We start from the raw sequence: 10682 nt of genomic DNA on the forward strand, positions 1-10682 counted from the left end.
AAGCGCGGCTTCGAGGTGGTGACCGCCGACGGCCTGGCCACCGGCATCGACCTGGCCCGCCGCGTCGCCCCCGCCTTCGCGGTGCTGGACCTGCGGCTGGGCGACGGCAACGGCCTGGACATCGTGCCCGTGCTGCATGAGGCCCGGCCGGACAGCCGGGTGATCATGCTGACCGGCTACGGCAACATCGCCACGGCGGTCGCCGCGGTGAAGGCCGGTGCCGTCGACTACCTGGCCAAGCCGACCGATGCCGACCAGATCGAGGCGGCGCTGCTGAACCCCGGTGAGAGCCTGCCGCCGCCGCCGGAGAACCCGATGTCGGCCGACCGGGTGCGGTGGGAACACATCCAGCGCGTGTTCGAACAGTGCGACCGCAACGTCTCGGAAACCGCGCGCCGCCTGAAGATGCATCGCCGCACCCTGCAGCGCATCCTGAACAAGCACGCCCCGCGGGCCTGACGCGAATGGCAAAGACCGGGCCCGGCGGGCCCGGTCTGCGGCCACTTGGTCAGCCTGCCTTGGGCAGGCGGGCCGTTGCTTCGATCTCGACCCGCATATGCGGCTGCACCAGCTGGGCGAAGACCGTGGTGTTGGCCGGCCGCGCCGCGTCGCAATGCTTGCGGATGATCGGCAGGATCCGCTCGAACTCCGCCTGGCTGGTGACGTAGATCACCACGCGCACGAGGTCGTCGAGGCTGGCCCCGGCCTGGCCGAGCGCCCAGGCGATGTTGCGGAAGCAGTTCTCGCACTGGCTTTCGACATCCTCCGGGAATGTGAAGGCCTCCGCGTCGAAGCCGGTGGTGCCGGAGACGAGGACCCAGCCATCGACCACCACGGCGCGGGCATAGGCGGCCTTATCCTCGTAAGGCGAGCCGGTGAAGATGCGCTCTCCGATCATGTCTTCCGTTCCTTTCCAGTTCATCAAAGCCGCAGCGTGCCGTCGGCGACGGTGACGCAGCGGCCATACAGTTCGACTCCGCCGGGGCCGATGCGGACCGCGAGCCGGCTGGGCCGGCCCACGGCATGGCCCTGTTCGATCGTGATCTCGCCGGCCGCCGGCACCAGGCCGCGCGTGGCGAGGTGCCAGGCCAGCGGGCCGGCGGCGCTGCCGGTCGCCGGATCCTCTGATATGCCGACCGTCGGGTTGAAGAAGCGGGCATGCGCCGCGGCCGCCGGGTCGATCGCATCGAGGCTATAGAGGTAGCAGCCCTGCGCCGAGACGGCGCCGAGCGCCGCCAGCAGCCGGGCCGCATCGGGCTGGGCCGCCGCCACCGCGGCCCGGTCGCGGGCCTGCACCAGCAGATGCGCCGCCCCGGTCGAGACCACCCGCGCGCCGGGCAGCAGGTCGCCGGCGCCGAGGCCCAGCGCCACCGCCAGCGCCGGCAGGTCGGGATGCTCCGCCAGGGCTCGGGGCTCGCCCTGGGTCAGGCCGATGCCGTGCAGCACGCCGGCCCGGGCCGACACCGCCACCGGCAGCACCCGGCCGCCGAGTTCCTGGCCCAGCGCCAGCCCGTCGCCGAGCGCCCCGAGCCGCCCCGATTCCGCCAGCCACCACCAGGCGCCGAGGGCGTTGTGCCCGGCGCCCGAGACCTCCGCCCCGGTCGGGGTGAAGGAGCGCAGCCGGGCCGCCGCGCCGGCCATCGTCGGCGCCAGCAGGAAGGTCGTCTCGGACTGGTTGAACTCGCGGGCGATCCGGCGCATCGCCGCATCGTCCAGCGCATCCGCATCCGGCACCAGCGCCAGCGGGTTGCCGGACAGGGGATCGTCGGCGAAGACGTCGACCAGATGGAAGGCCACGAACTGGCGAGGGGGGATCATGGGCTGGTCCGATTGAGCTTGCTTCATCGTTCGGCCCCATGATCCCCTCCGGTGCACCGTGACCCAAGCGAGATCTCCTCCAGCCCTGTTGAGATAATCTCAAATGGCCCTGCCCTCCTTGAACGCGCTGCAGGCGGCCGAGGCCGTCGGGCGCCTCGGCTCCCTGTCCCGCGCCGCCGAGGCACTGGGCGTGACGCCGAGCGCGGTCAGCCACCGGCTGCGCGGGCTGGAGGCGCAGCTCGGCGTCGCCCTGTTCGACCGCGGCGACCGCGGGCTGGTGCCGACCCCCGCCGGACGCCGGCTGCTGCCGGCGCTGGCCGACGCCTTCCAGCGCATCGCCGTTGCGGTGGCGGAGACCACGGCGCAGGACCGCAGCAGCGTCACCGTGACCTGCGGCCTGGCCTTCGCCGCCCGCTGGCTGGTGCCGCGGCTGGTCGGACTGGCCGCCCGTCACCCCGAGCTGGAGGTGCGGCTGGTGACCACCAGCCGGCTGGTCGAGTTCGACCGCGAGGATGTCGACCTCGGCATCCGCTTCGGCCGCGGCCGCTGGCCCGGCCTGCGGGCCGAGCTGGCGACGCCGCAGCCGCTGTTCCCGGTCTGCACCCCGGCCATCGCGGCCGAGCTGCAGGACCCGGCCCGGGCCGGCACGGTGCCGCTGATCGAGGACGAGCTGAGCCTGTTCGGCTGGAATGCCTGGGCGGCGTCCGGCGGCCCGGGCGACTTCACCGGCCATCCGCGCCGGCGCTTCCCCGACGCGTCGCTGGCGGTCGAGGCGGCGCTGGCCGGCCATGGGCTGTGCCTGGCCTGGCCGCTGCTGGTGGCGGAGGCGCTGCAGGCCGGCCGCCTGGTCCGGCCCTTCATGGGCAGCATCGATGCCGGGCTGGGCTATTGGCTGGTCTCGACCCCCGCCCGCTGGCGCCGCCCCCAGGTGGCCCGCTTTCGCCGCTGGATCGCCGACTCGATATAGCCGGCATTCGTTTCAAATCGCCCCCAAGATTGTCGACATACATCCGACAGAAATTCCCGGCAGACGCGTTGACGATGGCTTCCGTTGCGGCCTAGCGTTCCAGAATTCCCGGGTCCACCGCGGAACAATCAAGAAGGAGCGGAAGACAAGGTGACCGACTCGATCGCACCCCGGGCATCCGCCGCGAGTTCCGACCCCCATGCCGCCAAGAAGGCCTGGCTCGAATCCCATGAGGAGGGCTACCATAAGGGCCTGAAGTCCCGGCAGGTACAGATGATTGCCATCGGCGGCGCCATCGGCACCGGGCTGTTCCTTGGCGCCGGCGGCCGGCTGCAGATCGCAGGCCCCGCTTTGGCACTGGTCTACCTCGTCTGCGGCTTCTTCTCCTTCCTGATCCTGCGGGCGCTGGGCGAGCTGGTGATGCACCGCCCGACCTCCGGCAGCTTCGTGTCCTACACCCGCGAGTTCCTGGGCGAGCGCGCCGCCTTCGTCGCCGGCTGGATGTTCTTCCTGAACTGGGCGATGACCGGCATCGTCGATACCACCGCCGCGGCCCTGTACATGCAGTACTGGGCGATGTTCTCCGACGTGCCGCAATGGATGTTCGCGCTGGTCGCGATCGGCCTGATCACGGTGATGAACCTGGTCGGGGTGAAGTGGTTCGGCGAGATGGAGTTCTGGTTCTCGCTGGTCAAGGTGGCGGCGCTGGTGCTGTTCCTGATCATCGGCATCGTCATCCTGGGCAGCGGCCACGAGGTCGCCGGCCATGCCACAGGGCTGCAGCTGGTGTCCGCCAATGGCGGCATCTTCCCGCACGGCCTCTTGCCCGCCGTCATCATCGTCCAGGGGGTGGTCTTCGCCTATGCCGGGATCGAGCTGATCGGCACCGCCGCCGGCGAGACCGAGGACGCCCGCAAGATCCTGCCGCGGGCGATCAACAGCGTGATCTGGCGCATCGCGCTATTCTATGTCGGCTCGGTCGTCCTCTTGGTTCTGCTGCTGCCCTGGACCGCCTACAAGGCCGGCGAGAGCCCGTTCGTCACCTTCTTTACCGCACTGGGCGTGCCGGGCATCGGCACCATCATGAACATCGTGGTGCTGACCGCGGCCCTGTCCAGCCTGAACTCCGGCCTGTACTCCACCGGCCGGGTGCTGCGGGCGATGTCGATGGGCGGGTCGGCGCCGGAATTCGTCGGCAAGATGAACTCCAACAAGGTGCCCTATGGCGGCATCCTGGTGACGGTCGCGATCTACTGCATCGGCGTGGTGCTGAACTATCTCGTGCCGTCGCAGGTGTTCGAGATCGTGCTGAACATCGCCTCGCTCGGCATCGTCAGCACCTGGGCCTTCATCCTGGTGTGCCAGCTGATGCTGCGCCGGGCCGTGGCGCGGGGAGAGGCCGAGCGGGCGACGTTCCGCATGCCGGCCGCCCCGGCCAGCACCTGGGTCACCCTGGCCTTCCTGTTCGGCGTCCTGGTGCTGATGGCGTTCGACTATCCCGTCGGCACGCTGACCATCTCGTCGCTGCCGCTGATCGCCATCGTGCTGGCCGTCGGCTGGTGGCTGGCCCGCGACAAGGTCCGGGCGCTGAAGCCGACCATCCCCTCCGTCATCCTGACCCGGCGGGTGTTCGAGGACGGCGAAGACCTGCCGTAAAAGCGGGAACCGCGCCTGCTGCATGACAGGGGTTCGGATGGGGTCTTGACCTTCCAGCACCTGGAAGCCCCATCTCCCCGTCATGAGCACCACATCCGCACTCCGACTGGACATCACCGGCATGACCTGCGCCGCCTGCGCCGGCCGTGTCGAACGCGCCCTGAGCCGCACCCCCGGCGTGGTGGCGGCCAACGTCAACCTGGCGCTGGAGCGGGCCGACATCTCCGTCGCCCCGGACGGGCCGGACCGCGCGGCGCTGGCCGAGGCGGTGCGCGACGCCGGCTACGACGTGCGGCCCCAGGTTACCGCCGGCAGCGAGCCGACGGCCGACCCCAAGGCGTGGATCGAGACTGCGACGCTGGCCGCGGCCCTGCTGCTGACCCTGCCGCTGGTGCTGAACATGGCGGCGATGGCACTGGGCCTGCCCTGGCACCTGACTCCCTGGGCCGAGCTGGTGCTGGCCACCCCCGTGCAATTCTGGGCCGGCGCCCGCTTCTACCGCGGCGCCTGGGCCTCGCTGCGCCACCGCAGCCCCGGCATGGATGTGCTGGTCGCGCTGGGCACCAGCGCCGCCTGGGGCTTCAGCGCGGTGCAGGTGGCGCTGCATGGCGACATGGCGATGGGCCTGCTGTATTTCGAAGCCTCGGCCGTGGTGATCACGCTGGTGCTGCTGGGCAAGCGGCTGGAGGCGCGGGCCAAGCGCGGCGCCAGCTCCGCCCTGCGGGCGCTGATGGCGCTGCGGCCGGAGACGGCGCGGGTGCTGACCGCGGACGGCCCCGTCGAACGGCCGGTGGACGAGCTGCGCCCCGGCGACCGCATCCTGGTCCGCCCCGGCGAGCGCCTGCCGGTCGACGCCACGGTCGAGAGCGGCGAGAGCGAGGTCGACGAATCGCTGGTGACCGGCGAGAGCCTGCCCGTCCCCAAACGCCCGGGCGACACGGTCGCCGCCGGCGCGCTGAACGGCACCGGCGCCCTGACCCTGGCGGCGACGGCGGTGGGCGAGGATTCGACCATCGCCCGCATCGTCCGGCTGGTCGAGGCGGCGCAGTCCGGCAAGGCGCCGATCCAGAAGCTGGTCGACCGGGTCAGCGCCGTGTTCGTGCCGATCGTGCTGGCCATCGCCATCGCCACCTTCGCCGGCTGGCTGCTGGCGGGCGGCAGCATCGACCAGGCGCTGGGCGCCGCGGTGGCGGTGCTGGTGATCGCCTGCCCCTGCGCCATGGGCCTGGCCACGCCGGCCGCGATCGTCACCGGCACCGGCGCCGCCGCCCGCGCCGGCATCCTGATCCGCGACATCGAGACGATCGAGCGGGCGCCCAAAATCGACACCGTGGTGTTCGACAAGACCGGCACCCTGACCGAGGGCCGGCCTGATGTGACCGACATCGTCGCCCCCGCGGGCGACGAGGATGCGCTGCTGGCCCTGGCCGCCGCAGTGCAGGGCGGCAGCGAGCACCCGCTGGCCCGCGCCGTCGAGGCCGAGGCCGCGCGGCGCAATCTGGCGGTTCCCACCGCTTCCGGTATCACCGCCCGCCCGGGCCGTGGCGTGACCGGCAGCGTCGACGGCCAGGCCGTGGCCATCGGCAACGCCGCGCTGATGCAGGAGGCCGGCGCCGCCCTGCCCGAGGTGCTGGCCCGGATGATCGCCGACCGCGAGGCCGCCGGCCGCACCGTCATGCTGGTGGCGGTGGCCGGGGAAGTTCGCGGCGCCATCGCCGTCGCCGACCCGCTGAAGCCAGGCGCGGCCGAGGCGGTGGCCGGGCTGACCGCCGCCGGCATCCGCACCCGGATGCTGAGCGGCGACGCCCGCGCCGTGGCCGACAGCGTCGCCGCCCGGATCGGCATCACCGAGGTCGAGGCGCCGGTGCGGCCGGAGGACAAGGTCGCCACCATCGCCCGGCTGCGCGCCGGCGGCGCCCGGGTGGCGATGGTCGGCGACGGCATCAACGACGCCCCGGCCCTGGCCGAGGCCGATCTGGGCATCGCCATGGGCGGCGGCACCGACGTGGCGATGGCGGCGGCGGCGATCACGCTGATGCGGCCGGACCCGCGGCTGGTGGCCGATGCGCTGGCGATCAGCCGGGCGACCTGGAACAAGGTGCGGCAGAATCTGTTCTGGGCCTTTGCCTACAACGTCGTCGGCCTGCCGCTGGCGGCGTTCGGGCTGCTGAACCCGGCCCTGGCCGGTGCGGCGATGGCGCTGAGCAGCATCAGTGTCGTCGGCAACGCCCTGCTGCTGCGGCGGTGGCGGCCCCGGGTCTGACGGATCGTGTGTGTGACAGAACGCGATCGCGTCTGGATCGCATCGGAGCTTGCGCAGGGGCCGTCGGATTTGGTCCACTGCTGCGGCGAGGGAGACGAGGGCCATGAACATCGGCGAAGCAGCCCACCATTCGGGCCTGCCGGCGAAGACGATCCGGTACTACGAGGAGATCGGGCTGGTCCGGCCGGACCGGCGCGACAACAACTACCGCGACTACGGCGCGCATGCGCTGGAGGTCCTGCGCTTCCTGCGCCGGTCGCGTGAATTCGGCTTCACCATCGAACAGTGCCGGTCGCTGCTGACGCTGTACGAGGACCCGACGCGCTGTTCGTCCACGGTGAAGCACCTGGCCTCCACCCGCATCGTCGAGATCGACGAGAAGATCCGCGAGCTGGAAGCGCTGCGCGAGAGCCTGGGCAAGCTGGTCCACCAATGCCCCGGCGACCATGACCCGGACTGCCCGATCATCGACGAGCTGGCCGGCGCGCCGGCCCCCCGTGCGGCGATTGCCGCGATGCGATGATCGCACGCCGGGCGCTGTTTCTCGTCAACCCCAAGGCCAGCCGGGCCGGAACCGGCCTCGATGCCGTGATCAAGACCCTGACCGAAGGCGGAGTCGAGCCGGTGCGGCCGCTGCATGAGGATGTCGACACGCTGATCCGGCGCCATGCCGCCGCGGTCGACTGCGTCATCGTCGGCGGCGGCGACGGCACGCTGAACCACGCCGCCTCGGCGTTGCGGGAGACCGGGCTGCCGCTCGGCATCCTGCCGCTGGGCACCGCCCACGACCTGGCCCGGACGCTGGAGCTGCCGGCCGACCCGGTCGCCGCGGCGCAGATCATCGTCGACGGCCGGCTGCGCCGCATCGACCTGGGCGAGGTCAACGTCCGCCCGTTCTTCAACGTCGCCAGCCTGGGCATGAGCGTCGAGCTGGCCAAGTCGCTGGACGGCACCACCAAGAAGCGCTGGGGCCGCTTCGGCTATGCCCTGGCGGCGCTGCGGCTGGCGCGGCGGCTGGAGCGCTTCTCGGCCGAGATCGTGGTCGACGGCCGGGTGATGCGGGGCAAGACCATCCAGATCGCGGTCGGCAATGGCCGCTTCTACGGCGGCGGCATGACCATCGCCGAGGATGCGGCGCCGGATGACGGCATGCTCGACGTCTATTCGATCGAGGTCGACCACTGGATGTGGCTGGCCGCGATGTATCCGTCCTTCCGCGCCGGCCGGCATGGCCGCTGGGACGAGGTCAACGCCTTCCGCTGCAAGGAGGTCCTGGTCCGCACCCGCCGGCCGCGCGACGTCAACACCGATGGCGAGGTGACGACCCAGACCCCGGCCCGCTTCCGGGTGCTGCCCAAGGCGATCCGGGTCTATGCCGCGCCGGTCAATCCGCCGCCGTTTCCGGCCCGGGCCGCGGCCGCTTCCGGCTGACCGCCAGCAGCAGGGCGCTGCCCAGCAACGCCGCGATCACCGACCCGGCCAGCACGCCCATCTTGGTCGCCGCCTGCAGCGCCGGGTCGTCGAAGGCCAGGGCGCCGATGAACAGGCTCATGGTGAAGCCGATGCCGGCCAGCACGGCGACGCCGGCGAGATGGGCGGTGGTCGCCCCGGCCGGCACCCTGGCGAAGCCGAGGCGGATGGCGGCCCAGGCGGTGACGCCGACGCCGAGCGACTTGCCCAGCACCAGCCCGGCGGCGATGCCGAGCGGCACCGGCTCGAGGAAGGTCGACAGGCTGGCCGCGGCGAAGGAGACGCCGGCATTGGCGAAGCCGAACAGCGGCACCACCAGGAAGGCGACGACGTCGTGCAGGCTGTGCTCCAGCCGCAGCAGCGGCGGCTCGTCCTCATCCTCCGCGGTGCGGTCGAGCGGCACCAGGAACGCCAGCAGCACCCCGGCCAGGGTAGCGTGCAGGCCGGATTTCAGCACGAACAGCCAGACCACGGCGCCGACCACGAGATAGGCCCAGACCGCCTGCACCCGCAGCCAGTTGAAGACGCACAGCACGGCCAGCCCGCCCGCCGCCCAGGCCAGCGCCGGCAGCGAGATGTCGCCGGTGTAGAAGATGGCGATGATCACGACGGCGGCGACGTCGTCGATGATCGCCAGCGCGGTCAGGAAGATCTTCAGCGACACCGGCACCCGGCTGCCGAGCAGCGACAGCACGCCGAGCGCGAAGGCGATGTCGGTCGCGGCCGGAATCGCCCAGCCGCGCAGCGCCGCGGGGTCCTCGATGTTGATGACGGCATAGATCAGCGCCGGCATGACCACGCCGCCGATCGCGGCGGCGGCGGGCAGGATCAGCGTCTCGCGCGACGACAGCTCGCCCTGCAGGATCTCGCGCTTGATCTCCAGCCCGACCAGCAGGAAGAACACCGCCATCAGCCCGTCATTGACCCAGTGCAGCAGCGTCTTCTCGAGCCCGAAATCGCCGATGTGCAGGCCGATCGGCAGCGCCAGCAGCCGCTCATAGGCGCCGGCCAGCGGCGAGTTGGCGGCGATCAGGGCCAGGACCGCGACCAGCATCAGGATGATGCCGCCGGCCGCCTCGATCTCGAGGAAGGAGCGGATCGCCGAGATCGGCTTGCGCGCCAGCCAGGTTGTCACGGGGTCCGTCATCGGCTCCTGTCCGGGCAGCGGTGGATCCAGGCCGACAAGGTGGGCGATCGGACCGGCGGGCTCAACCGGAATCGGGGGTGCGAGTTCTCCTTGCGTGACCTCTCCCCGCTGCGCGGGGAGAGGTCGGGCTCGCGCAGCGAGACCGGGTGAGGGGTCGGCACCGGCGGTGGGAAAGAGCCCTCACCCCAGGGGCGCAAGCTCCCCGGAGGCGCAAGCGCCTCCGACCTCTCCCGCAGGCGGGAGAGGCAACGCAGGGCTAGGTCTGCTGGGCGCGGCGCCAGGCGTCGGCGCGGGCATTCTCCGCATATGCCCGTTCCAGGGCCTCGCGGCGCCGTTGTCGGTCGGCTTCGGCCCGCTCCGCCAGGGTCAGCTCGCGCGGGAGCGGCCCGGGCGGCGGGGCCGGGTCGGGCGCCGCCGGCGGCGTGGTGGCATCAGGCGGTCCGGTGTCGCCGGGGCCGGGATCAGGCGGTGGGGATTCGGGCGGCGGCGACTCTGCTGGCGCCGGCGGGTCCGCCAATGTCCGGAACAGCCCGCCATCCGCGTCGAAGATCTCGCCGGTGTCGGTGTTGAGCGAATGGAACTCGCCCTCGGGCCGGCCGATATCGGCTGGCGGCATCGGGCGATAGCGACCGAGCGTAAATTGGCTCTGCCAGGCGGTGACCTTCGCCGCCGTCTCTCCGGGTGTGCCCCTGACGGTATCGATCCAGGTGGCGGCGAGGCCCAGGTCGCGGCACAGGCCCTGGATCAGCGCTTCGATCGGCAGCGCGGTGTCGGCCAGGTCGGCGAGGAGCCGCTCGTCCACCAGCACCCGGTCATACAGGTCGCTGGTCAGCCGTTCGCGCGGATCCTTGTCGGGAGCGTCGGATGCCTCGGGCTTCCGGGCCGCGATGGCGCGGGTGACACCCTGGACGACGGCACGCCGCCGCTCGCCGATCTCCGTCCGCCGCCGGTCACGGCGGTCTTCGGCCTGTCGCCCGTCCTCCCGGTGCTGCTGGCAGAGCAGGTCCTTCAGGGCGAGGCAGCGGCGCATGGCAAGCAGGAGGCGCTCGACCTGCCTGGCCGCGGTCACGGCCGCGGCGAGATTGGCGGCCGCCTTCTCCGGAGGGCCGGATTTGCCGACGGCGACGGCCAGGACCGTGAGTTCCTGGGCCAGGCCCAGGGCCAGGGCGGCGGCGTCGGTCAGCATCGCCGCGTCCCGGGCAAGCCCCTCCGCCGCCGGAAGGGCGGTGGGTGGCTCGGGGATGGCGGCTGTGTGTGTCATCTCTTGATGAGAACATAAAGGGAACAATGAGTCGAGGGATAATACTGCCCCACCGCCCGTCGCCGTCATCGCGACCCCGGCCTCGAGTCGGGGGACGCGA

The 10682-nt window shown here is 71.8% G+C and carries 10 protein-coding genes; 6 read left to right on the top strand and 4 right to left on the bottom strand.

Translation table 11 applies throughout. The features are described 5' to 3' along the window. Positions 1-459: ActR/PrrA/RegA family redox response regulator transcription factor (locus tag AC3XYG_RS39235; protein ID WP_489145337.1), on the top strand; the 459-nt coding region annotated here is incomplete at its 5' end. Between the two features lie 49 nt (positions 460-508). On the opposite strand, the gene AC3XYG_RS39240 is transcribed toward AC3XYG_RS39235, so the two are convergent. Continuing rightward, positions 509-898: a RidA family protein gene (locus AC3XYG_RS39240; protein ID WP_489145338.1), complete on the bottom strand. Its 390-nt coding sequence runs from the start codon at positions 896-898 to the stop codon at positions 509-511. Between the two features lie 23 nt (positions 899-921). Further along, positions 922-1818: a PhzF family phenazine biosynthesis protein gene (locus tag AC3XYG_RS39245; protein ID WP_489145339.1), complete on the bottom strand. Its 897-nt coding sequence runs from the start codon at positions 1816-1818 to the stop codon at positions 922-924. Between the two features lie 103 nt (positions 1819-1921). On the opposite strand from AC3XYG_RS39245, the gene AC3XYG_RS39250 reads away from it, so the two are divergent. The 5 genes from AC3XYG_RS39250 to AC3XYG_RS39270 all read left to right on the top strand — a co-directional run bounded on the left by AC3XYG_RS39250 (position 1922) and on the right by AC3XYG_RS39270 (position 8135). Next, positions 1922-2785, top strand: a complete 864-nt coding sequence (locus tag AC3XYG_RS39250; RefSeq protein ID WP_489145340.1) for a LysR substrate-binding domain-containing protein — start codon at positions 1922-1924, stop codon at positions 2783-2785. Positions 2786-2935: 150 nt separating this feature from the next. Then, on the top strand, positions 2936-4441 hold the full coding sequence (gene ansP / locus AC3XYG_RS39255; protein ID WP_489145341.1) for an L-asparagine permease: 1506 nt from the start codon (positions 2936-2938) through the stop codon (positions 4439-4441). Positions 4442-4523: 82 nt separating this feature from the next. Continuing rightward, a complete protein-coding gene (locus tag AC3XYG_RS39260) occupies positions 4524-6704 on the top strand; it encodes a heavy metal translocating P-type ATPase (RefSeq protein WP_489145342.1) in 2181 nt (726 codons plus the stop codon). Between the two features lie 103 nt (positions 6705-6807). After that, on the top strand, positions 6808-7227 hold the full coding sequence (gene cueR / locus AC3XYG_RS39265; RefSeq protein ID WP_489145343.1) for a Cu(I)-responsive transcriptional regulator: 420 nt from the start codon (positions 6808-6810) through the stop codon (positions 7225-7227). Next, on the top strand, positions 7224-8135 hold the full coding sequence (locus AC3XYG_RS39270; protein ID WP_489145344.1) for a lipid kinase: 912 nt from the start codon (positions 7224-7226) through the stop codon (positions 8133-8135). Before cueR ends, AC3XYG_RS39270 begins: the two co-directional genes overlap by 4 nt. Here AC3XYG_RS39270 and nhaA read toward each other — a convergent pair. Together nhaA and AC3XYG_RS39280 are read right to left on the bottom strand one after the other, a co-directional pair. Then, positions 8089-9321, bottom strand: a complete 1233-nt coding sequence (gene nhaA / locus AC3XYG_RS39275; protein ID WP_489145345.1) for a Na+/H+ antiporter NhaA — start codon at positions 9319-9321, stop codon at positions 8089-8091. The two genes, AC3XYG_RS39270 and nhaA, sit on opposite strands and share 47 nt — an antisense overlap. Positions 9322-9577: 256 nt before the next feature. Then, positions 9578-10582 (bottom strand): hypothetical protein, encoded by a 1005-nt coding sequence (locus AC3XYG_RS39280; protein ID WP_489145346.1) that lies wholly within the window; start codon positions 10580-10582, stop codon positions 9578-9580. Between the last annotated feature and the right edge of the window lie 100 nt (positions 10583-10682).

This window comes from Inquilinus sp., from assembly GCF_057815775.1.